Raw genomic sequence first — 20,566 nt, 5'->3', positions numbered from 1 at the left:
CCACCGGCTGCCTGGGAGGCCCGGAGGGATCCGGGAGGGAGTGCTGCCATGTTCGCCAACGACGACCCGTTCGGTCGTGGGCTCCTCGCGCTCCGCCATGCCCTCGCAGGGGCGCTCGCCGAGATGGCCGGCCCGTCGCCGGCGCCGGCCGCTGCAGGCGCCGCTCCGCACGCCGACCCTCCCGCCGTACGCCGGGAGCCGTGGCTGCTCGCCGAGGCCGTCGTCAAGACGCGGTCCGGCGGCTCCGAGCCCGAGCCGGCGTCGGACCGCGACCTCGCCGTCTCCTCGGCGACCGACCAGGCCGAGGGCGACCGGCTGATCGCCCTCGTCGAGCTGGCCCGGGCGGGAGACGCGGACGCGTTCGGGATGCTCTACGACCACTACCAGGGGTCGGTCTACCGGTTCCTGTACTACCGGGTCGGCTCGGTCGCGCTGGCCGAGGACCTCACTTCGGAGACGTTCTTCCGGGCGCTGCGGAGCATGAGCTCGTTCCGCTGGCAGGGCAAGGACTTCGGCGCGTGGCTGATGACGATCGCCCGGAACCTCACCACCGACCACTTCAAGGCCAGCCGGACGCGGCTCGAGTCCACCACCGAGGACATGAGCCCGCACGACTCCGCCACCGACGGTCCCGAGGTCGCCGTGCTGGCCACCCTCACCAACGAGGCGCTCCTCGCGGCGCTCAAGAAGCTGCCGCCGGAGCAGCAGGAGTGCCTGATCATGCGGTTCCTCCAGGGGTTCTCGATCGCCGAGACCGCCCAGGTCCTCGGGCGGAGCGACGGGGCGATCAAGCAGCTCCAGCTCCGGGCGGTCCGCAACCTCGCCAAGCTGCTCCCGGAGGACTTCCGGTGAACGGCCGTGCACCGAGGATGAAGGTTCAAATGTCCGGCTCCGACCGCGTAACCACGCGCGTGTCCGGCTCGTTGACCTGGATGACGGACCCGACAGCGGGGCTTGCTCTCGAGACAGGAACACTGCGATGACCTCCCTCCTGGGTGCGCGGAAGCGCGCGGAGGAGTTCGCGGCCGCGATCGACTCCCCCGGCACGCAGCCGAACCCTGCCTCTCCCGAGCTGAGGGAGCTGGTCGACCTCGTCGGCACCCTGCGCTCCGCGCCGGAGCTGCCGCGGCCACGGCCCGAGTTCACCGCGGCGCTGCGCGAGCAGCTGGTGGCGGAGGCCCAGCGGAGCCTCGCGGAGGACGCGACGCTCACCCTCCACCCGCGCAGGCGGGGTGCGCGGGAGCGCCGGCTCGCGCTGCTCGCGTCGTCGTTCGTGCTGGTCGGCGGCTCCGCCGGCATGGCCGTCGCGTCGCAGGACGCGCTGCCGGGCGACGCGCTCTACCCGATCAAGCGGGGGATCGAGAAGGCCCAGGCCGACCTCTCCCGCGACGACGCCGCCAAGGGCCACGACCTGCTGGCGCAGGCCGACCGGCGGCTCACCGAGGTCCAGGGCCTGGTCGGCACCTCCGCCGAGAGCCGGGTGCCGGGCACCGTCGACGACTTCACCTCCCAGGCGCAGGCGGGTTCGGCGCTGCTGCTCACCGCGTTCGACGAGTCGCAGGACGGCGACGTCGTCGTCGAGCTCCGCTCGTTCGCCCGGGACTCGCTCGCCACCCTGCAGGAGGTCGCTGCCTCCGCCGAGGGCGAGCACCAGGACGACCTCGCGGACGCCGCCGCCGCACTGCTCCGCATCGACGGGCAGGCGACCGCGGCCTGCCCGACCTGCGCCGAGGGCGAGCCGGCCCTCGAGATGCCGCCACTCTTCCTCGCCGCCGAGGAGGCGAACCGGGCCCTCGACGCCACCCGGCGGGCCCAGCTCGGCAACGACCACCCGCCGCTGCCGGACGCCGGCACGAAGGGTGGCCAGGGCGTCCCGCCGCAGGGGCAGGAGCAGCCCGGCCAGGAGCCCCCGCAGGGCACCGACGCCACCGACCCCGGCAAGGGCGGTGGCCAGCCGCAGGACGACGGCGGGCTGCTGCCCGACGACGGTGGGCTGCTGCCGGACCTCGGCGGCACCGACAAGGGCGACCAGGGCGGCGGCCAGGGCGACCAGGGCGACCAGGGCGACCAGGGCGACACCGGCGGCAAGCAGCGTGACCGCGGTCTGCTCGGCGACGTCAACGACGGCGCCAAGCAGCTGCTCCCCGGGCTCGACCCGCTCCTCGACTCGCTGCTCCCCTGACCCGCCCGCGCTGGTCGGTGTTGAACCGCCCTTGGTGGCGCACCAGAAAGGGCGGCTGAACACGCACGGGTTGGTGTTGAACCGCCCGTAGTGGCGCACCAGGAAGGGCGGCTCAACGCACGTCCGCGCGCCACGAGGGGCGACTCAACACGGACTCGGACGGGTCAGTGGAAGACGGACTTCCGCCGCATGAGGAGCGTGTAGAGCGTCTGCTGGATCGTCTCGCGCACCTGGTCGGTGACGTTGAAGACCAGCATCGGGTCCTCGGCGGCGCCGGGGTCGAACGAGTCGGTGCGGATCGGCTCGCCGAACTCGATGATCCACTTCGACGGCAGCGGCACCAGGCCGAGCGGACCGAGCAAGGGGAAGAACGGCGTGATCGGGATGTACGGCAGCCCGAGGAGCCGGGCGAGCGCGGGCACGTTGCCGACGAGCGGGTAGATCTCCTCGGCGCCGACGATCGAGCACGGCACGATCGGTACGCCGGTCCGGATCGCCGCCGAGACGAAGCCGCCCCGGCCGAACCGCTGGAGCTTGTACCGCTCCGAGTACGGCTTGCCGATCCCCTTGAACCCCTCGGGCCAGACCGCGGCGAGCTCGCCGTGGGACAGCATCCGGACCGCATCCTCGTTGCAGGCCAGCGTCGCGCCACCCTTGCGGGCGAGCTCTCCGACGAAGGGGAGCCGGAACACCAGGTCGGCGCCGAGCGGGCGGAGGTTGCGGCCGGTGGTCTCCTTGACCGAGAACATCGTGATCACGCCGTCGAGCGGGATCGTGCCGGAGTGGTTGGCGACCACGAGCGCGCCGCCGTCGGTGGGGATGTTCTCCGCGCCGCGGACCTCCACGCGGAACCACTTGGTCGCCAGCGGGCGGACCATCTCCATGAGGAACCGCTCGGTGATCTCCGGGTCGAGGCCGTACTCGTCGATCTCGTAGTCACCGGTCACCCGGCGGCGCGCGAACGCCAGCAGCTCGGCGAGCTTGCGCTCGGCGTCGTCGCCGAAGACCAGGTGAGCCGCCGACCGGGCTGCGGTGAGCAGCTCGGTGAGCGGGAGCCCGCGGCGGCGCTCGCCGGCGGTGGCCGGCTCGCTGCCGCCGACGACGGTCGAGGACGGCTCAGGCGCCTCCTCGTCGGCGGCGGCCTCCGGCTCGGGCACCGGCAGCCGGGTCACCTCGGCGTCCGGAGCGTCGACCGCCGGGGCCGACTCGTCGGCCACCTGCTCCGCGACGTCGGCCGGGTCGTCCGCGCGACCCTGCTCGGGCACCGTGGGGTCGGCGGAGACCACGACCTGGTCGACCGGAGCCGCGGCGTCCACGACCTCGTCGGGCGCCCGGTCGGAGGGGGCGGGAGCGGAGCGCTGGCCGCCGGGCGCGAGCGAGCGCGACGACGAGGAGGGCTTGTCACGGCCGGTGCCGCGGCCGGGCCGGCCGCGGGTGCCGAGCGGGATGATCTCGGCGTCAGCCATGAGGACTCCCGAGGGCTCCGCTGAGGAGCTGGTCGGCGGCCAGCACCGGGTGCGTGGCCAGCGGGCGGGGCAGGGAGGTGGCGAACTCGGTGAGCGCCTGCTCGGTGGTGTACCTCGGCTCGAAGCCGAGCACGGCACGCATCCGCGTGGTGTCGAGGCCGCGGCCGTAGGTCAGCAGCTGGAGCTGCTCGGAGGAGAACCCGGAGAGCCCGAGCCGCGCCTGGCGCACGAGCGTGCCCGCCGTGGCCATCGCGAGGGCGGGCACCGGCACCATCCCGCGACCGAGCTTCCGGATCGCCTGGGACATCGCCAGCACGCCGTCCCCGGCGACGTTGAACGTGCCGTGCACCCCGGCGAGCGCGGCGTGGTGCAGGACGGCCACGAGGTCGTCGTAGTGGAGCAGCTGCACGCGTGCGTCGTACCCGAGGACCTTGGGGACCGGGCTGAGCCGGAAGTAGTCCGCGAGCGGCGAGCGGGTGTACGACGACAGCGTCGTCGCGTTGCGCAGCAGCGTGACGGTCATGTCGGGGCGGCGGCGCGAGAACCCGCGGACGTAGCCCTCGACCTCGAGCACGTCCTTGCCGTAGCCGCCGCGCGGCTGCCGTCGGGCCGACATCTCCTCGGTGAACATCGCCGGGTCGCGGTTGGAGGCTCCGTAGACCTCCGCCGACGACTTCACGACGAGCCGCTCGAGCCCCGGTGCGCGCTGGCAGGCGGCGAGGAGCTGCATCGTCCCGATGACGTTGTGCTCCTTCATCGAGGTGCGCCCGCCGAGCTGGCCGGCGCTGGCGACCACCGAGGTGTGGACCACGGTGTCGACGTCCTCCCCGGCGATCACCTTGGCGATCACGGGGTTGCGGATGTCGGCGCGCACGAAGCGCACGGCACCGAGGTCGCGACGTGGAGGTACGACGTCGACGCCGATCACCCGGTCGACCTCAGGGTCGGAGGCGATGCGACGGGCGAACCGGCCCCCGAGGTCGTTGGACACCCCCGTGACCAGGATGATCCGACCCATCTGTTCCCCGAGCTCCCTCCCTGCTGGCCCCGATCCAGCAGCATGGACGCCGAACTGAGCTACCCAGCGGTGCAGCCGACCCTCTGGGCGCGGGCCGGCCTGGTCCCCCGCCGCAGCGGGAAACCATCAGTCACTTGCCGAGACGACGACGCTGGACGCGCGTCTTCTTGAGCAGCTTGCGGTGCTTCTTCTTCGCCATGCGCTTGCGACGCTTCTTGATGACAGAACCCACGTGGAACCTTTCGCCTTGGAGGTCCGCCCGGCGACGTGCAGCCACCCGGCCGAGACCATGAGGGACCAAGCGTAACCGCGCGGGAAACCCTCGCGAACCACGGCGGTCGGTGGCGGACCTCACGCCTGCCCGGGCCGCGGCAGCCGGTTCCGGGCCGCCCGTACGGTGGCGGGGTCCGTACGACGGGACAGGAGCGCCCCCATGACCACCCTCCCGGACCCCCGACGCGGCCTCGCCCTGCTGGTGGCCGCCCTGGCGACCCTCGCCGTGACCGTCGGGATCCCGCCCTCACCGCTCGCCGCACCCGCCGAGGCCGCCCAGGCCGCCGCGGCCCCTGCGGCCGACCGCTACGAGAAGCAGCTGCAGAAGGCCGTGAACAAGCGCCGCGCCGCCCACGGGCTCCGCCCGGTGCGGTTCGACCGGTGCACCGACCGGGTCGCCGAGCGGTGGGGCCGCCACCTGGCGCGGACCGGCTCCTTCGAGCACCAGAGCCTCCGGCCGCTGATCAACCGGTGCGGAGCACGCTGGGCAGGCGAGACGCTCGCCTACGGACGGGTCGAGCCGGCCCGGATGGTGCGCATGTGGATGCGCTCTGACGGCCACCGGGCGATCCTGCTCAGCCGGCAGGCCACCCACGTGGGCATCGGAGCCGCCCGCGACTCGCGCGGGTGGGTCGTCGCCGCGGACTTCACCCGGCTCTGACCCCGGGCGGGGGCGCGGCGGAAGCCGGCACGGGAGCCCCGTGCCGGCACCGTCCGACCTTGATCAGCCGGTCTGGAAGAAGCTCCGCTGGAGGTACTCGTTCACCGCGTCCTCGGGCACCCGGAACGAACGGCCGACCCGCACCGCGGGCAGCTCGCCGGAGTGCACGAGGCGGTAGACGGTCATCTTGGAGACGCGCATCACCGTCGCGACCTCGGCGACCGTGAGGAACTTGACCCCGGAGATGTCTCCTGAGGTGGACTCGCCCATGTGCAGCACCGCTCTCTCTTCAAGCGACACGCCTCCGGCTTCCCCACCGGAGGAACGACGATGCGCTTTCAACGGCAGAGCCTAGTGTGACCAGTGAGACTACGGACACAACTTGCGCAAAAAGTTAACTCCGAGTGGCGTGTCGTCTGGACATTCCGCGACGAAACCCTACGGGAATGGATCCATCCCGTGGAGGGGGAAGGCTGCCGTCCGGGCCGCGTGGACCGCCCGGTCCAGCCAGGTGTCCGGGTCGTACCCCTTCCGCCAGTCGCGGTAGACCGGGGAGCGGCCGTCGGTCATCCGCAGCGGCGCCGCCCGCCCGAGCCGGGTCAGGACGTGCTCGCGCCACCCCTCCGGGACCGGCGTCGAGGGGTCGATCGGCGCCCCGGCGACGATCCCGAGCAGGTGGCTCCAGGCGCGCGGGACGACGTCGACGACCGCGTACCCGCCGCCCCCGGTCGCGACCCACCGCCCCTCGCAGACCTCGTGCGCCAGGTCGTGCAGCGCCTCGTACGACGCCCGCTGGCCGTCGACGGTGAGCATCAGGTGCGCCAGCGGGTCCTCGACGTGCGAGTCACAGCCGTGCTGGGTGACCAGCACGTCGGGCTCGAAGGCGCGGACCAGCGGCGGGACGACCGCGTGGAAGGCCCGGAGCCACCCCGCGTCGGAGGTGCCCGGCGGGAGCGCCACGTTGACCGCCGACCCCTCGGCACCCGGGCCGCCGACCTCGTCGGGGAAGCCGGTGCCGGGGAACAGCATCTGGCCGGTCTCGTGGAGGCTGATCGTGAGCACCCGCGGGTCGTCCCAGAACACCGCCTGGACGCCGTCCCCGTGGTGCACGTCCACGTCGACGTACGCCACCTTCTCCGCGCCGTTGTCGAGCAGCCACCGGATCGCGACGGCGACGTCGTTGTAGATGCAGAAGCCGCTGGCCCGGTCGGGCATCGCATGGTGGAGCCCGCCGCTGACGTTCGCGGCGTGCAGCACCTCGCCGGTCCAGACCCGACGGGCCGCCTCGACGGAGGCGCCGACGACGTGCGCGGAGGCCTCGTGCATCCCCTCGAACGTCGGGTTGTCCTCGGTGCCCAGCCCGTGGGCCAGGTCGGGGCGCGACGGGTCGGCGCCCACACGCTTCACCGCCTCGACCATCGACTCGTCGTGGACGGTGAGGACCAGCTCGTCGGAGGCGACCGGTGCGGGGACGGTCGGAAGCACCCCGCCGCCCGAGCCACCCGCGCTGACCAGGCCGAGCTCGTCGGCCAGCCGGATGGTCAGGTCGACGCGCACCGGGTCCATCGGGTGCTCGCCCCCGAAGTCGTAGTCGACGAGCGACGGGTCGAACACCACGCATGCGGGACCGGTCACCGGCCGCACCCGCGGTCGGGATGCCCGGCCGGGCGCGTCACCCGGCCTCCTCCGCGAGCCGCCGGGAGCGGTCCCGCGCGGCCTCCATCGCGGTCAGGAACGCGGCGCGCACCTTGTGGTCCTCGAGCTCGCGGACCGCGGCGGCGGTGGTGCCGCCCGGCGAGGTGACCTGCTCGCGGAGCACCGTCGGGTGCTCGCCGGTCTCGCGGAGCAGCTTCGCCGAGCCGACCACGGTCTGGACGACGAGGTCGGTGGCGGTGGTGCGCGGCAGCCCGAGGTGCACGCCTGCCTCGATCATCGCCTCGACCACGAAGAAGAGGTACGCCGGCCCGGAACCGCTGATCGCGGTGACCGCGTCCTGCTGCTTCTCGGGGACGCGGAGGACGCGGCCGGTCGACGCCATCAGCGACTCGGCCTCGACGAGGTGCTGCTCGTCGCAGTGCGAGCCGCGGGAGATCGCGGCCATCCCCTCGTCGACGAGAGCGGGGGTGTTCGGCATGACCCGGACGACGGCCACGCCGTCGGGGATCCGCGCCTCGACGAACGAGGTGGTGATGCCGGCGGCCAGCGAGACCAGCAGCTGCCCCTGCCGCAGCTCGGGGGCGATCTCGTCGAGCAACGCGGCCATGTCCTGCGGCTTCACGACCACGGCGACGGTGTCGGCGCGGCGGGTCGCGGTGCGGTTGTCGACGACCTCGACGCCGTAGCGCTCGGTCAGCTCGGCGGCCCGCTCCGGCCGCTTCTCCCCGACGAGCAGCGTGTCCGCCGGGCGGCCGGCCCGCACCAGCCCCGAGAGGAGGGTCTCCCCCATGACGCCCGCACCGATGATGGCGACCTGTGCACCCATGCGCGCGACACTACTGCGTCGAATTGGCTCGGGGCCTTGCAAGCCGCTGGAGTCCCCCGCTCCGCTCCGGGCACCGCGGCCCGCGTACCCCGAGCCCTAGGAGCGGGAGACCAGCGAGCGGAGGAAGAAGGTCAGGTTGGCGGGGCGCTCGGCCAGCCGGCGCATCAGGTAGCCGTACCACTCCGCGCCGTACGGCACGTAGACGCGCACCGTGTGGCCCTCGGCGCGGAGCCGCCGCTGCTCCTCGGGCCGGACGCCGTAGAGCATCTGGTACTCCCACGACCCGGGCTCCCGGCCGGCCCGCGCGGCGAGCTCCGCCGCGATCGCCACCAGCCGGGGGTCGTGGGTCGCGACCATCGGGTAGCCGTCGCCTTCCATCAGCACCTTCAGGCACCGCACGTAGGACCGGTCCACCTCGAGCCGGTTCTGGAAGGCGACCGAGGCAGGCTCGCGGTAGGCGCCCTTGCAGAGCCGGACGCGTGAGCCCTCGACCGCCAGATCGCGGCAGTCGGCCTCGGTCCGTCGGAGGTAGGCCTGCAGGACCGCGCCGGTCTCCGGGAAGTCCTGCCGCAGCTCGCGCAGGACGCGGAGCGTCGAGTCGGTGGTGCGGTGGTCCTCCATGTCGAGGGTCACGGTGGTGCCCGCGTTGCGGGCGGCGCGGCAGACGGCGCGGGCGTGCTCGAGCGCCACCCGCTCCCCGGAGCGCGGGCCGCTGCCGGGCAGCGCCTGACCGACCGCGGAGAGCTTCAGCGACACCTCGGCGGCGGGGGTCAGCCCCTGCTCGGCGAGCAGCCCGAGCACATTGACGTACGCCGCGGCGGCGGCCCCGGCCTGCTCCCGGTCGGTGGTGTCCTCGCCGAGGTGGTCGAGGCTCACCTGCAGGCCGTCGTCGACGAGGCGGCGCGTGGCGTCGATGGCGTCGTCGGTGGTCTCCCCCGGGACGTAGCGCGCGACGACCGCCGCCGAGACCGGGGTGGCGGTGACGAGGTCGCGCACGCGCTCGCTGCGGGACACCGCGAGAAGGGCCTGCCGCAGCACCTGCACCTCCGCACCGTCGGGACGTGTTCCGGGCCCAGGCTACGGCGGCCGCCGGCTCAGGGCGTGCGCCGGCGCAGCGTGGCGGCCCCGAGGGCGAGCAGCAGGGCGACGAAGCCGAGGACCACCCCGAGCTCCCCCGCCACCTCGCCGGCGCCGTCGGCACCGGCGACGACGGCGTCCATGGCGTCGACCGCGTAGGACAGCGGAAGCACGTCGCTCACCGCGGACAGCACGTCCGGCAGCCGGTCCCGGTCGAGGAACAGCCCGCAGAGCAGCAGCTGGGGGAAGACCACTGCAGGCATGAACTGCACTGCCTGGAACTCCGTCCGCGCGAACGCCGAGACGAACAGCCCGAACGCCGTCCCGCAGACCGCGTCGACGACCGCCACCACGACCAGCAGCGCCACCGAGCCGTCGACGCGCATGCCGAGAGGCCACACGCAGAGCGCCACCGCGAGCGCGGACTGCACGGCGGCGACGAGCCCGAAGGCCAGGGCGTAGCCGAGCAGCAGGTCGAGCTTGCCGGTGGGCATCGCGAGCAGCCGTTCCAGCGTCCCCGACGAGCGCTCGCGCAGCGTGGTGACGCTGGTGACGAGGAACATCACGATGAACGGGATCAGGGCGAGCAGGGCCGGCGCGAGCGTGTCGAAGACGGCCTGCTGCTCGTCGTACATCCAGCGCAGCAGCCCCAGGACGAGGCAGGGCAGGACCAGCAGCAGCGCCAGCGTCCGGTGGTCGTGGCGGAGCTGGGTCAGCACCCGACGGGTCACGGCCAGGGTGATGCGGAGGCTCATCGCGCACCTCCCGCCGGGGCGCCGACGAGGGTGAGGAACGCCGACTCGACGTCGGCGCTGCCGGTGCTGCCGAGCAGCCCGCCCGGGGTGTCGTCGGCGATCAGCTTCCCCTCGCGCATCAGCAGGAGCCGGTCGCACCGCTCGGCCTCGTCCATCACGTGGCTGGAGACCAGCACCGCGGCGCCGTCCGCGGCGAGCCGGTGGAAGAGCCCCCACAGCTCCTGCCGGAGCACGGGGTCGAGCCCCACCGTCGGCTCGTCGAGCACCAGCAGCGACGGGGAGCCGAGGAGCGCGACGGCGAGGCTCACGCGCGAGCGCTGTCCGCCGGAGAGCTCAGCGACGCGCGAGCCGCCGCGCTCGGTGAGGTCCACGGCCTGGCGGACCTCGTCGACCTGGCCGTCGCCGACGCCGAGCACCTGGGCGAAGAACCGCAGGTTCTCGTCGACGGTCAGGTCCTCGTACACGCTCGGCGCCTGGGTGACGTAACCGATCCGGTCCCGCAGCTCGCGGTGGCCGGCGGGGAGGCCCTGCACCGTGACCGAGCCGGAGGCGACCACCTGGACGCCGACGAGGGCGCGCATCAGCGAGGTCTTCCCGCAGCCGCTGGGGCCCAGCAGCCCCGTCACCTCCCCGGCGCGGGCGACGAACGAGACGTGGTCGACGGCGCGCGTCCGGCCCCGGTCGACCACGAGCTCCTCGACGACGACGGCGGCCTCGGTGGCGTAATTCATCATGTGTTGAATATGCGACCGCGACCGGGCACCCGTCAAGGGGGACGGGTGGCTCAGCCCCGCTGGTCCAGAGGGCCGTCGAGGTAGCGCTGGAGGTTCGGGGCGACGAGCTCGACCACCGCGCTGCGCGGCAGCGACGCCAGCGGCTCCAGCACCAGCACGTAGCGGGCCAGCAGCAGCCCCAGCATCTGCGTCGCCACCAGCTGCGCACGCAGCCGCGGGTCGGGTCCCGGCAGCACCCCCGCCAGCCCCTGCTCGACCAGCCGCAGGAAGCCGTCCTGCAGCAGCGAGCTGCCGGCGTCCCCGAGGCTGGCGCGCAGCACCGAGACCAGCTGGAGCCTCCCCTCGGGCTGGTCCCACACGCCCAGCACCGCGGTCAGCAGTCGGGCGGCGGCCCCGTCGGTGCCCTGCTCGAAGACGGTGGGGAGCACGGCCCGCGGGTCGACCGGCACGCGGAGCGCCGCCAGGAACAGGTCGTCCTTCGTGCCGAAATAGTGGTGCACGAGCGCGGCGTCGACACCCGCGGCCGCGGCGACCCCGCGGATGGTCGTGGCCCGGAAGCCGCGCTCGGCGAAGGACTCCCGCGCGACCTCGAGGATCCGCCCGCGGGTGTCGGGCGCCCCGGGCCGGCGACCGCGCTGCCGCTCGCCCGCGCCGCCGTCGGCGGTGCTCGAGGTGGTGCGGCTCATCCGGGCAGCTCCCGTCGCCGGTCGCCACTCCGGTCCGGGGCGTACGGCGCCGCGAAGTGCAGCCGGGCGAACGCGAGCCCCTCGATGAGGTCGGTCTCGCGGCCGCTGCGCCCCCCGGAGCGGCGGGTGTTGACCTCGAGCACCAGGTGGCCCGAGAACCCGGTGGTGGCGAGGTGCTCGAGCAACCCGGCCACCGGCTGGTTGCCGCGGCCGGGGATGAGGTGTTCGTCCTTCGCGGTGCCGGTGCCGTCGGTGAGGTGCACGTGGTGCAGCGACGGGCCCATCCGCCGGGCGAGGTCGAGGCAGTCCTCGCGGGCGGTCGCGGCGTGTGACACGTCGAGGGTGGTGTGGGCGTACTCGAGCCCGATCGGGTCCCAGTGCGGCGCGTAGACCTCCATCTCCCGGCGCGACGCGCGCCAGGGGTACATGTTCTCGACCGCGAAGACGATCCCGGTGCGCTCCTCCAGGGACGCGATCCCCTCGACGAACCCGCGGGCGTAGTCGCGCTGCCAGCGGAACGGCGGGTGCACGACGACGGTGCCGGCTCCGACCTCGTGCGCCATCTCGGCGCTCCGCTCGAGCTTGCCCCAGGGCTCGGTGCCCCAGACCCGCTGCGTCAGCAGCAGCGTGGGGGCGTGGATCGCGCAGACCGGGAGCGCGTGGTACTCGGAGAGGTGGCGGACCTGCGCCGGCTCGGTGCTGGTCTCGTCGGTCCCGACCATCACCTCGACGGCGTCGTAGCCGAGCCGCGTGGCGAGCTCGAACGCGGTCGCGGTGCTCTCGGGGTAGACCGACGCCGTCGACAACGCGACGCGACCGGGTGGCTCCGCAGCGGAGCCGGAGCCCCTGCTCATCCCGCGACCCGCAGTGCGTCGAGCCGCTCGAGGATGATCCCCTCCCGCAGCGCCCAGGGGCAGATCTCGAGCTCGGTCAGGCCGAAGATGTCCATCACCGCGTCCGCCACGAGGGCGCCCGCGAGGATCTGGTGCGAGCGGTCCGGGGAGACACCGGGGAGCGCCCGACGGCCCGCGTCGTCGAGCCCGGTCAGCGACGGGAGCCGCTCGCGGAGCACCTCTGCAGGCAGCGCCCGCTTCACCAGCGGCCCCTCGCCCGACGGCGCGGCGCCGCAGATCCGGGCGAGCGACCGGAACGTCTTCGAGGTCGCCACGGTGTGGTCCGGGGTCCCGACCCGAAGCACCGCACCGGCGTTCCGGGCGATGTCGGCGCGGATCCGACGGCGCAGCTCCCGCACCACCGCGGGGTCGGGCGGGTCGCTGCGCAGGTGGTCGCGGGTGAGCCGCCCCGCCCCGAGCGGCAGCGACTGGGCCACGTCCGGCGCCTCGTCGCTGCCGACCGCGATCTCGAGCGATCCCCCGCCGATGTCGAAGACCGCCAGCCGTCCCGAGGACCAGCCGAACCACCGGCGTACGGCGAGGAAGGTGAGCCGCGCCTCGTCCTCGCCGGGCAGGACCTCGAGCGCCACGCCGGCCTCGAGCTTGACCCGGCTCAGCACCGCCTCGGAGTTGCCCGCGTCGCGCACCGCCGAGGTCGCGAAGCCGAGCATCTCCTCGCACCCCTTGTCCTCGGCGACCACCAGGGCACCCCGGACGAACTCGACCAGCGCGGTGATCCCGGACTCGCGCAGCCGGTTGTCGTCGTCGAGGTGCTCGGCGAGCCGCAGGGGTCGCTTGAAGGAGAACGCCGGCAACGGCGCCGCACCGAGGTGGGCGTCGACCACCAGCAGGTGTCCGGTGTTGGAGCCGATGTCGAGGACGCCCAGTCGCACGGGGCCAACGTACCCGTCCGGGGCAGGTTGTCCGCGGGGCTAGGCTCCCCGCTGTGCCGGAGGTCGATCTCGTGTTTCCCCGCGCCTGGGTCGAATTCCGCGACCCGGCCGACGCGGACCAGGTGTTCCGCTGCGACCTCACGTGGCTGACGTCGCGCTGGACCTGCATCTTCGGCAGCGGCTGCCAGGGGATCTACGCCGACCGTCCCGACGACGGCTGCTGCACGCTGGGCGCCCACTTCGCCGACGAGGACGACGAGAAGCGGGTCGCCGAGCACGTCGCCCGGCTTACCCCCGCGGAGTGGCAGAACCACCGCGCCGGGCGGCGCGGCTGGGTCGAGGTCGACGAGGACGGTGAGCGCAAGACCCGTGTCCACAAAGGCGGTTGCATCTTCCTCAACCGCCCGGGCTTCTCCGGCGGCGCCGGCTGCGCGCTGCACGGCTACGCGCTCAACCGCGGGCTGCACTTCGTGCAGACGAAGCCCGACGTCTGCTGGCAGCTGCCGATCCGGCGCACCTACCGCGACGTCGAGCTGCCCGACGGCGAGAGCTACCTCGAGATCACGATCGCCGAGTACGACCGCCGCGGCTGGGGTCCGGGCGGCCACGACCTCGACTGGTACTGCTCGGGCAACACCGAGGCCCACGTCGGCACCGCCCCGGTGTTCGAGTCGAACGAGGCCGAGCTCGTCGAGCTGATGGGGCGACCGGCGTACGACGAGCTGGCCCGGCACTGCCACGAGCACCTGCGCTCCCGCAGCGCGCTGGCGCTGCACCCCGCCGACCCGCGCTGACGAAGGGATGCGGTTTCCCATGGCGCCATGGGAAACCGGTGCTCCCCACAGGTTGCAGCCGATGGGGAGCACCAGATTCTCGAGGGAAGTACGACGCGATCGCGGGCGTGACCGCGAGCTGGGCCGGTGACAGATCGCACCAGGGGCCGGTGACATCTCTTCCTACCGGTGCCCGCGTGCCGCTTCCTAGCGTCGACGGGTCCGGCCAGGGCGGCCGGACCTTCGACACCGGAGGAGGAGAACCGTGGCTGCAGAAGGACGACGCGTCGCTGCCGTGTTCTGGGGATCGCTGCTGGCAGGGGCGGGGCTGCTGCTGACCGCACCGGCCGCCCACGCCGGCTCCAGCGAGGCGATCTCGACGTCCCGCGGCACCGTCGCGTGGGCGCACAGCGGGGACAAGATCTCCGTGTCCGACAACAAGAAGGACGGGATCTCGATCGAGGCGAACTACCGGCGGGACACGTTGAGCGCACCGCTCGGCATCCTGCACGTCGCCGGCGTCGGAAAGTCCCGCTCGCGGGTGTGGGACCTGTTCGAGGGCACCGACATCAAGATCCGGATGTGCTACCGCGACGGCATCGTCGTGATCAAGTGCAGCGACTGGCAGAAGGCGGAAGCGTGACGTGCCCGCTCAGATCCAGCCGAGCTGCCGCGCCTTCGCGACCGCCTCGTGCCGGTTGCCGACCCCGAGCTTGGCCGACGCGCTCGACAGGTAGTTGCGCACCGTGCCGGGCGACAGGTGCACCCGGGCCGCGATGGCCTCGACCGGAGCACCCCCGGCCGCCGCCTCGAGCACGTCCGACTCGCGCGGCGTCAACGGGGAGTCGCCGGCGGCGATCGCTCCCGCGGCGAGGTCGGGGTCGACGTGACGCCCGCCGGCGTGCACGGTCCGGACCACCTCGGCGAGCGTCTCGGCCGAGGTGGTCTTCGGCAGGAACCCCGAGACCCCTTCGCCCAGCGCGCGCTTGAGGTGTCCCGGACGCCCGTGGCTGGTGAGGATCACCGACGCGCAGTCCGGCAGCCGCTCGCCGATCTCGCGGGCGACGTCGATGCCGTCGCGGTCCGGCAGCTGGAGGTCCAGCACCGCCACGTCGGGCACGGCGTCGAGCGCCGCCGCCACGGCCCGGGCCCCGTCCGGCGCCTCCGCCACCACCTCGAGGTCCGGCTCGAGGTCGAGCAGCTGGGCGAGCGCGGTGCGGACGACGTTCTCGTCGTCGGCGAGCAGGAGCCGGATCACGAGCCGCCGCCTGACCCGGCGTCGATCCGCACCCGGGCGACGAACTGGTCGCCGGACCGCTCGGTGCGCACGTGCGCGCCGAGCGGGGCGAGCTGCTCCTCCAAGGAGCGCAGCCCCGTGCCGCCGCCGTCACCGGCGCGCTGGCGGGGGACGTCGGCGACACCGTCGTTGCGGAGCACGACCTCGCCGTCCGCGTACCGCATGGTCACGCACGTGGCCCTCGAGTGGCGCAGCACGTTGGTCACGCACTCCCGGACGACCCGGGCCACCGGCTCGTGCCACCGCTCCGGCAGCCGGTCGAGGTCCGCCCGCGCGTCGATGCCGGCCGACCGCAGCAGGGAGACCGCGCCGTCGACCTCGTGCGCCAGGTCCAGCGGCCGGTACCCCTGGGCCAGCTCGCGGGCCTCCCGCAACGCCTCGTGGGCGGTCTCCCTCACCTGTAGGGCCTGCTCGGGCGCGCGGGCGTCGTCGCGCTCGGCGAGCGACGCCGCGAGCTCGGCCTGCAACGCGATCGTGGACAACCTGCGGCCGAGCACGTCGTGCACGTCGCGGGAGAAGCGCAACCGCTCCTCGGCCACCGCCAGCGCGGCCTGGGTGCGCCGGGCCTCGTCCAGCTCGGCGACGACGCCGAGGAGCCAGAACGAACTGCGGACGGTGAAGATCAGGAACACCGCGGTGAAGAGTGCGTACCCCGCCATCCCGAGGTCGCCGGTCGGCAGCAGGACCGCCGGCAGCGCGAGAGCGAGCAGCGCCCACGTGACCCGCCGGTCGCGGAAACCGCCGGCCCCGAAGGCGAGCGACCCGACGACGAGCATCGCGCCGTGGAACCTCGCCTGCACCGGCAGCGCGAGGACCACGAGCTCGGTCACGACGGCTGCCCCGGCAAGGAGCGCGAGCGGCCCGGCCGGCAGGGGACCCTCGTCGGGGTGCAGCCGCAGCGCCGCGTGCATCCCCACGGCGCCGGCCACGCCCAGCACGAGCGCGGTCCCCATCACCGCCACGCCACCCGGTGCGCCCCCGGCCGCGGCGGTGGCCCGCCAGGCGGTGACGCCGAGCAGGCACCAGAAGCCGGCGTACAACGAGGCGAGCGTGTAGAGGCGGATCCGTTCCGCCTGCGTGCGTCCGGCCCACCCGGGCGCCCAGCTGCTCGCCACGTTCCGTGCCATCCGTCCGATCGTGGCACGACCCGGCGGTCCGGTGCAGGCCTGATACGTGTCACGGCCCGTCGGTGAGGAATGTCGGTGGCCCTGCGGGGCGCCGGTTCCTATCGTCGTACGACGGCCACGGACCGCCCAGCCCGAAGGGAGCAACCATGCGTGACGCGACCACCGGACCCCTCGTGACCGACGAGCAGTGGCTCCTCGACGCCGTCCGACGGGCGACGCTGAACGTGGCGGAGGGAGGCGGTCCGTTCGGTGCCGTGGTCGTCCGGGACGGCGAGCTGCTCGGGGCGGGGCAGAACCGCGTGACCCGCGACCTCGACCCCACCGCCCACGCGGAGATCGCCGCGATCCGGGACGCCTGCGCGCGGGCCCGCGCGTTCGCGCTGCACGGCGCGACGTTGTACTCCTCGTGCGAGCCCTGCCCGATGTGCCTCGCGGCCTGCCTGTGGGCGCGGGTGGGGCGGGTCGTCTACGCCGCGGACCGGGCGGACGCGGCGCGCGGCGGGTTCGACGACAGCGAGTTCTACGAGCTGATGGGCCAGGACCGCTCGCTGTGGCCGGTGCCGGTCGAGGCGCGGACGGTTCCCGGGCTGGCCGAGCCGTTCGACGCGTGGCTGGCCGCGGCCGACCGGGTGTCGTACTGAACCTCGCTAGGACTTCTCACGCAGCCGGGCCGCGACGTTCTCCGGCATGGGCTCGTAGCGCTTGAACGTGCGGGTGAAGGTCGCGGCCCCGTGGGAGGACGACCTCAGGTCCACGGCGTACCGCGAGATCTCGATCTGGGGCACCTCGGCGCGCACCACCGTGCGCCCCTCCCCCGCGGGCTCGGAGCCGAGGACGTGGCCACGGCGCGACGAGAGGTCGCCCATCACGGTGCCCACCAGGTCGTCGGGGACGGTCACCGCGAGCTCGTCGACGGGCTCGAGCAGGCAGGTGCTGGCGCCGGCCGCCGCCTCCCGCAGCGCCAGCGCGCCCGCGGTCTGGAAGGCCATGTCGGAGGAGTCGACGCTGTGCGCCTTGCCGTCGACGAGGGTCACCCGGATGTCGACGACCGGGTACCCCGCGACCAGCCCCTTCTCCATCTGCTGGCGGACCCCCTTCTCGACCGAGGGGATGAACTGCCGCGGCACCGCCCCGCCGACGACCTTGTCGACGAACTCGAACCCGGCGCCCTGCGGCAACGGCTCGACCTCGATGTCGCAGACGGCGTACTGCCCGTGGCCGCCGGACTGCTTCACGTGGCGGCCGTGCCCCTTGCCGGGGCTGCTGAAGGTCTCCCGCAGCGCCACCTTCAGCTCGACGGTGTCGACGGCGGCGCCGTAGCGGTTCGCGAGCCGGTCGATCGCGACGTCGGCGTGCGCCTCGCCCATGCACCACAGCACGACCTGGTGGGTCTCGGCGTTGTGCTCCACACGCAAGGTCGGGTCCTCGGCCGCGAGCCGCTGCAGCCCCTGCGACAACCGGTCCTCGTCGGCCTTCGCGCGGGCCTGGATCGCCAACGGGAGAAGGGGTTCCGGCATGTCCCACGGGCGCAGGACCAGCGGGTTGTCCTTGTCCGAAAGGGTGTCACCGGTCTCGGCACGGCTCAGCTTCGCCACCGCGCACAGGTCACCGGCGATCACCACGTCCACCGGCCGCAGGTTCTTGCCGAGCGGCACCGACAGTGCGCCGATGCGCTCGTCCTCGTCGTGGTCGGGGTGGCCGGCGGAGTCGCCGAAGAACGAGGAGAAGTGGCCGGAGACGTGGACGACGGCGTCGGGGCGGATCGTGCCGGAGAAGACCCGCACCAGCGACACCCGGCCGACGTAGGGGTCGGTGGTCGTCTTCACGACCTCGGCGACGAGCGGCCCCTCCGCGTCGCAGGTGATCGTCGGGCCGGCCTTGCCGGCGGGGGTGAACACCGGCGGCATCGGGTGCTCGAGCGGAGACGGGAACCCCGTGACCACGAGGTCGAGGAGCTCCTTCGCCCCGACCCCTGTCGCGGAGTCGACGGGGATGACCGGGTGGAACGAGCCACGCGCCACCGCACGCTCGAGGTCCTCGACGAGCAGCGCACGGTCGATGTCCTCGCCGCCGAGGTAGCGGTCCATCAGCGTCTCGTCCTCGGACTCCTCGATCACCGCCTCGATCAGCCGGCCCCGCTGCTCGTCGTGCTCGTGGTCGTCGGAGAGCAGCCCGACCAGCCGGTCGCCCTCGCGGAGGTAGACCGGCACCACCTTGTCGCCGAACGCCTCGCGGCACTGGAGGACCACGCCGTCGCAGTCCGCCCGGGCGTGGTCGAGCTTGGTGACGACCACCGCGCGCGGCATCCCGACCGCGGCGCACTCGCGCCACAGCTCGCGGGTCGCCTCGTCGACGCCGTCGTTGGCGGCCACCACGAACATCGCGCAGTCGGCCGCGCGCAGCCCCGCACGCACCTCGCCGACGAAGTCGGCGTAGCCGGGGGTGTCGAGCAGGTTGACCTTGACGCCCTCGTGCTCGAGCGGCGCGAGCGCCAGCCCTACGGAGCGTTGCTGGCGCTGCTCGGCCTCCTCGAAGTCGCTGACCGTGGTGCCCTCCACGATCGATCCCGGCCTGGAAAGCACACCGGCCGAGACCAGGAGCGTCTCGACCAGCGTCGTCTTCCCCGACCCCGCAGGGCCGACCAGGGCCACGTTCCGGACCGCATCACAGCGGCGCGCCGCCGGCGCCCGCTCTCCCTTCAGGCCTTGTGCCGCTGCCGTCTTCGTCGCCACGTCACGCCTCCTCCGGCTCCGTTGCCGCTGCCCACTCAACTCCTCGGCCGCTCCGGGCACAAGACCACGAGGGGGTCCCGACGGAGCTCCCGGGGACCTCCTCACTTCCTGGTCGCACCCCGCTGTCCCCTGCCCGCGTGGGCCGGGCCACAATGTCGCAATGCGCCTCGACCACCTCTCGTACGCAGCCGGACCGGACGGGCTCGCCGGCACCGCTCGTCGCCTCGGCGAGCTGCTCGGAGAGCCCTTCGTGGACGGCGGGATCCACCCGCGGTTCGGCACCCGCAACATGGTCCTCCCGCTCGGCGAGGGCACCTACGTCGAGGTCGTGGAGGTGCTCGACCACCCCGCCTCCGACAAGGCGCCGTTCGGCCAGGCCGTCCGCGCCCGCTCCGCGCTCGGCGGCGGGTGGCTCGGCTGGGTCATCGCCGTCGACGACATCACGGTCGTCGAGAAGCGGCTCGGCCGCGAGTCGGTGCAGGGCAACCGGTTCCGCCCCGACGGCCACGAGCTGCGCTGGAAGCAGATCGGTGTCCTCGGGCTCCAGGCCGACCCGCAGCTGCCCTACTACGTGCAGTGGGAGGGCGACCCGGCCGACCACCCGAGCAACGGCGCCTCCCACGAGATCCGGCTCGAGGCGCTCGAGATCGCCGGCGACCCGCACCGGGTCAGCGAATGGCTGGGCCGCCCCGTCGAGGGGCCGCTCGAGGACGTCAAGGTCGAGTGGGTCGGCGTCAACGGGGTGCCCGGGGTCGTGGCCGCCCAGTTCAGCACCCCGACCGGGCTCGTGCGCATCTGAGACGGTCCGCCTTGCCGGCCGGTCCCCGACTGCCGGGGGTGATCCCGTCCCCGAACATCTGGCACCACCCCGGGCTGTACGAGCTCGAGAACCGCAGCGTCGACCCGGAGGGGCGCATCGAGGCCGCGATGCGCGAGCTCGCCGACTGGGCCGGCCGTGACGTCCTCGACGTGGGGTGCGGAAGCGGCTACCACCTGCCGCTCTTCGCCGCGACCGCACGCACCGTCGTCGGCGTCGAGCCGCACCCGCCCCTGGTCACGCTCGCGCGGCGTCGTACGGCAGGGCTGAGGGGGGTCACCGTCCTGCCCGGCACCGCCCAGCGGCTGCCCGTCCCGGACGTCTCCGTCGACGTCGCGCACGCCCGGTGGGCGTACTTCTTCGGTCCCGGGAGCGAACCGGGCCTGGCCGAGCTCCACCGCGTCGTACGCCGGGGCGGGACGGCGTTCGTCATCGACAACGACGGCACCCGGTCGACCTTCGGCCGCTGGTTCCGGCTGGGTTACCCGCAGGTCGACCCCGACGCCGTCGAGCGGTTCTGGTCGGCGCACGGCTGGAGCCGGGTCCCGCTCGACGTCGAGTGGAGGTTCTCGACCCGCGAGGAGCTCGAGCAGGTGGTCCGCATCGAGCTCGACCCCCGCACCGCCGACACCGTCCTCGCCGAGCACGAGGGCACGACCGTCGACTACGCCGTCAACCTCTGGTGGCGCCGCTTCTGACC

General features: G+C 73.5%; 23 protein-coding genes. 8 read left to right on the top strand and 15 right to left on the bottom strand.

Going from position 1 to position 20,566, the window contains the following annotated elements; all coding sequences use genetic code 11:
- Nucleotides 1-48 precede the first annotated feature (48 nt).
- Nucleotides 49-852, top strand: coding sequence for a sigma-70 family RNA polymerase sigma factor (locus FIP57_RS13745; protein ID WP_238993448.1), 804 nt, complete (start codon nt 49-51; stop codon nt 850-852).
- A gap of 127 nt (nt 853-979) precedes the next feature.
- The gene (locus FIP57_RS13740; RefSeq protein ID WP_148574001.1) at nt 980-2,182 is read left to right on the top strand and encodes a DUF5667 domain-containing protein; all 1,203 of its coding nucleotides are present in this window, start codon (nt 980-982) and stop codon (nt 2,180-2,182) included.
- A 164-nt stretch (nt 2,183-2,346) separates the two neighbouring features.
- Here FIP57_RS13740 and FIP57_RS13735 read toward each other — a convergent pair whose 3' ends face one another.
- From FIP57_RS13735 to FIP57_RS13725, 3 genes are all read right to left on the bottom strand, one after another.
- Nucleotides 2,347-3,648 carry a lysophospholipid acyltransferase family protein gene (locus FIP57_RS13735; protein ID WP_148574000.1) on the bottom strand — a complete coding sequence of 434 codons (1,302 nt, stop codon included), beginning with the start codon at nt 3,646-3,648 and terminating at the stop codon, nt 2,347-2,349.
- On the bottom strand, nt 3,641-4,666 hold the full coding sequence (locus tag FIP57_RS13730; RefSeq protein WP_148573999.1) for an NAD-dependent epimerase/dehydratase family protein: 1,026 nt from the start codon (nt 4,664-4,666) through the stop codon (nt 3,641-3,643). The genes FIP57_RS13735 and FIP57_RS13730 overlap by 8 nt, the downstream gene beginning before the upstream one ends.
- A 130-nt stretch (nt 4,667-4,796) precedes the next feature.
- Nucleotides 4,797-4,898, bottom strand: coding sequence for a 30S ribosomal protein bS22 (locus FIP57_RS13725; protein WP_081683056.1), 102 nt, complete (start codon nt 4,896-4,898; stop codon nt 4,797-4,799).
- Nucleotides 4,899-5,099: 201 nt separating this feature from the next.
- On the opposite strand from FIP57_RS13725, the gene FIP57_RS13720 reads away from it, so the two are divergent.
- Complete coding sequence (locus tag FIP57_RS13720) at nt 5,100-5,600, top strand: CAP domain-containing protein (protein ID WP_148573998.1); 501 nt, start codon at nt 5,100-5,102, stop codon at nt 5,598-5,600.
- Between the two features lie 63 nt (nt 5,601-5,663).
- Here the strand turns inward: FIP57_RS13720 and FIP57_RS13715 are convergent, their stop codons facing one another.
- The 9 genes from FIP57_RS13715 to FIP57_RS13675 all read right to left on the bottom strand — a co-directional run bounded on the left by FIP57_RS13715 (nt 5,664) and on the right by FIP57_RS13675 (nt 13,120).
- Nucleotides 5,664-5,870, bottom strand: coding sequence for a helix-turn-helix domain-containing protein (locus tag FIP57_RS13715; RefSeq protein WP_148573997.1), 207 nt, complete (start codon nt 5,868-5,870; stop codon nt 5,664-5,666).
- Between the two features lie 168 nt (nt 5,871-6,038).
- Complete coding sequence (locus tag FIP57_RS13710; RefSeq protein ID WP_148573996.1) at nt 6,039-7,235, bottom strand: acetoin utilization protein AcuC; 1,197 nt, start codon at nt 7,233-7,235, stop codon at nt 6,039-6,041.
- A gap of 37 nt (nt 7,236-7,272) precedes the next feature.
- Nucleotides 7,273-8,082, bottom strand: coding sequence for a pyrroline-5-carboxylate reductase (gene proC / locus FIP57_RS13705; RefSeq protein ID WP_148573995.1), 810 nt, complete (start codon nt 8,080-8,082; stop codon nt 7,273-7,275).
- Between the two features lie 96 nt (nt 8,083-8,178).
- Entirely contained in the window at nt 8,179-9,126 is a 948-nt protein-coding gene (locus FIP57_RS13700; RefSeq protein WP_476739175.1) for a proline dehydrogenase family protein, read from the bottom strand.
- A 50-nt stretch (nt 9,127-9,176) separates the two neighbouring features.
- Nucleotides 9,177-9,914, bottom strand: a complete 738-nt coding sequence (locus FIP57_RS13695; protein WP_148573994.1) for an ABC transporter permease — start codon at nt 9,912-9,914, stop codon at nt 9,177-9,179.
- Nucleotides 9,911-10,648, bottom strand: coding sequence for an ABC transporter ATP-binding protein (locus tag FIP57_RS13690; protein WP_203231213.1), 738 nt, complete (start codon nt 10,646-10,648; stop codon nt 9,911-9,913). The genes FIP57_RS13695 and FIP57_RS13690 overlap by 4 nt, the downstream gene beginning before the upstream one ends.
- 50 nt (nt 10,649-10,698) lie before the next feature.
- Nucleotides 10,699-11,334 (bottom strand): TetR/AcrR family transcriptional regulator, encoded by a 636-nt coding sequence (locus FIP57_RS13685; RefSeq protein ID WP_148573993.1) that lies wholly within the window; start codon nt 11,332-11,334, stop codon nt 10,699-10,701.
- The gene (locus FIP57_RS13680; RefSeq protein ID WP_148573992.1) at nt 11,331-12,188 is read right to left on the bottom strand and encodes a sugar phosphate isomerase/epimerase family protein; all 858 of its coding nucleotides are present in this window, start codon (nt 12,186-12,188) and stop codon (nt 11,331-11,333) included. The genes FIP57_RS13685 and FIP57_RS13680 overlap by 4 nt, the downstream gene beginning before the upstream one ends.
- Nucleotides 12,185-13,120 carry a Ppx/GppA family phosphatase gene (locus FIP57_RS13675; protein ID WP_148573991.1) on the bottom strand — a complete coding sequence of 312 codons (936 nt, stop codon included), beginning with the start codon at nt 13,118-13,120 and terminating at the stop codon, nt 12,185-12,187. Before FIP57_RS13675 ends, FIP57_RS13680 begins: the two co-directional genes overlap by 4 nt.
- Before the next feature lie 53 nt (nt 13,121-13,173).
- Here FIP57_RS13675 and FIP57_RS13670 point away from each other — a divergent pair, with 53 nt between their 5' ends.
- Nucleotides 13,174-13,914 carry a DUF3109 family protein gene (locus tag FIP57_RS13670; RefSeq protein ID WP_148573990.1) on the top strand — a complete coding sequence of 247 codons (741 nt, stop codon included), beginning with the start codon at nt 13,174-13,176 and terminating at the stop codon, nt 13,912-13,914.
- 244 nt (nt 13,915-14,158) lie between these two features.
- Nucleotides 14,159-14,536, top strand: a complete 378-nt coding sequence (locus FIP57_RS13665) for a hypothetical protein (protein ID WP_148573989.1) — start codon at nt 14,159-14,161, stop codon at nt 14,534-14,536.
- Between the two features lie 9 nt (nt 14,537-14,545).
- Here the strand turns inward: FIP57_RS13665 and FIP57_RS13660 are convergent, their stop codons facing one another.
- Both FIP57_RS13660 and FIP57_RS13655 read right to left on the bottom strand, forming a co-directional pair.
- Nucleotides 14,546-15,151 carry a response regulator transcription factor gene (locus tag FIP57_RS13660; protein WP_148573988.1) on the bottom strand — a complete coding sequence of 202 codons (606 nt, stop codon included), beginning with the start codon at nt 15,149-15,151 and terminating at the stop codon, nt 14,546-14,548.
- Entirely contained in the window at nt 15,148-16,317 is a 1,170-nt protein-coding gene (locus FIP57_RS13655) for a sensor histidine kinase (RefSeq protein ID WP_148573987.1), read from the bottom strand. Before FIP57_RS13655 ends, FIP57_RS13660 begins: the two co-directional genes overlap by 4 nt.
- A gap of 146 nt (nt 16,318-16,463) precedes the next feature.
- Here FIP57_RS13655 and FIP57_RS13650 point away from each other — a divergent pair, with 146 nt between their 5' ends.
- Nucleotides 16,464-16,958 (top strand): nucleoside deaminase, encoded by a 495-nt coding sequence (locus tag FIP57_RS13650; RefSeq protein WP_148573986.1) that lies wholly within the window; start codon nt 16,464-16,466, stop codon nt 16,956-16,958.
- A 6-nt stretch (nt 16,959-16,964) separates the two neighbouring features.
- Here the strand turns inward: FIP57_RS13650 and FIP57_RS13645 are convergent, their stop codons facing one another.
- Nucleotides 16,965-19,049, bottom strand: a complete 2,085-nt coding sequence (locus tag FIP57_RS13645) for an elongation factor G-like protein EF-G2 (protein ID WP_238993447.1) — start codon at nt 19,047-19,049, stop codon at nt 16,965-16,967.
- A gap of 160 nt (nt 19,050-19,209) precedes the next feature.
- On the opposite strand from FIP57_RS13645, the gene FIP57_RS13640 reads away from it, so the two are divergent.
- Nucleotides 19,210-19,848, top strand: a complete 639-nt coding sequence (locus FIP57_RS13640) for a VOC family protein (protein ID WP_148573985.1) — start codon at nt 19,210-19,212, stop codon at nt 19,846-19,848.
- Nucleotides 19,849-19,886: 38 nt separating this feature from the next.
- Nucleotides 19,887-20,564 (top strand): class I SAM-dependent methyltransferase, encoded by a 678-nt coding sequence (locus FIP57_RS13635; RefSeq protein WP_203231271.1) that lies wholly within the window; start codon nt 19,887-19,889, stop codon nt 20,562-20,564.
- The last annotated feature ends 2 nt before the right edge of the window (nt 20,565-20,566 follow it).

It is taken from the genome of Nocardioides caldifontis (assembly GCF_008087345.1).
Lineage (GTDB): Bacteria > Actinomycetota > Actinomycetes > Propionibacteriales > Nocardioidaceae > Marmoricola_A > Marmoricola_A caldifontis.
Note: the sequence above shows the minus strand (reverse complement) of the source record. Positions and strands in the feature narration are given on the sequence as shown.

Excerpts from the sequence above, each read along its gene's own strand:
- FIP57_RS13745 (WP_238993448.1), top strand. The coding sequence starts at position 49 with ATGTTCGCCAACGACGACCCGTTCGGTCGTGGGCTCCTCGCGCTCCGC.
- FIP57_RS13740 (WP_148574001.1), top strand. The coding sequence starts at position 980 with ATGACCTCCCTCCTGGGTGCGCGGAAGCGCGCGGAGGAGTTCGCGGCC.
- FIP57_RS13735 (WP_148574000.1), bottom strand. The coding sequence starts at position 3,648 with ATGGCTGACGCCGAGATCATCCCGCTCGGCACCCGCGGCCGGCCCGGC.
- FIP57_RS13730 (WP_148573999.1), bottom strand. The coding sequence starts at position 4,666 with ATGGGTCGGATCATCCTGGTCACGGGGGTGTCCAACGACCTCGGGGGC.
- FIP57_RS13720 (WP_148573998.1), top strand. The coding sequence starts at position 5,100 with ATGACCACCCTCCCGGACCCCCGACGCGGCCTCGCCCTGCTGGTGGCC.
- FIP57_RS13715 (WP_148573997.1), bottom strand. The coding sequence starts at position 5,870 with ATGGGCGAGTCCACCTCAGGAGACATCTCCGGGGTCAAGTTCCTCACG.
- proC (WP_148573995.1), bottom strand. The coding sequence starts at position 8,082 with ATGGGTGCACAGGTCGCCATCATCGGTGCGGGCGTCATGGGGGAGACC.
- FIP57_RS13695 (WP_148573994.1), bottom strand. The coding sequence starts at position 9,914 with ATGAGCCTCCGCATCACCCTGGCCGTGACCCGTCGGGTGCTGACCCAG.
- FIP57_RS13690 (WP_203231213.1), bottom strand. The coding sequence starts at position 10,648 with ATGATGAATTACGCCACCGAGGCCGCCGTCGTCGTCGAGGAGCTCGTG.
- FIP57_RS13685 (WP_148573993.1), bottom strand. The coding sequence starts at position 11,334 with ATGAGCCGCACCACCTCGAGCACCGCCGACGGCGGCGCGGGCGAGCGG.
- FIP57_RS13680 (WP_148573992.1), bottom strand. The coding sequence starts at position 12,188 with ATGAGCAGGGGCTCCGGCTCCGCTGCGGAGCCACCCGGTCGCGTCGCG.
- FIP57_RS13655 (WP_148573987.1), bottom strand. The coding sequence starts at position 16,317 with ATGGCACGGAACGTGGCGAGCAGCTGGGCGCCCGGGTGGGCCGGACGC.
- FIP57_RS13650 (WP_148573986.1), top strand. The coding sequence starts at position 16,464 with ATGCGTGACGCGACCACCGGACCCCTCGTGACCGACGAGCAGTGGCTC.
- FIP57_RS13640 (WP_148573985.1), top strand. The coding sequence starts at position 19,210 with ATGCGCCTCGACCACCTCTCGTACGCAGCCGGACCGGACGGGCTCGCC.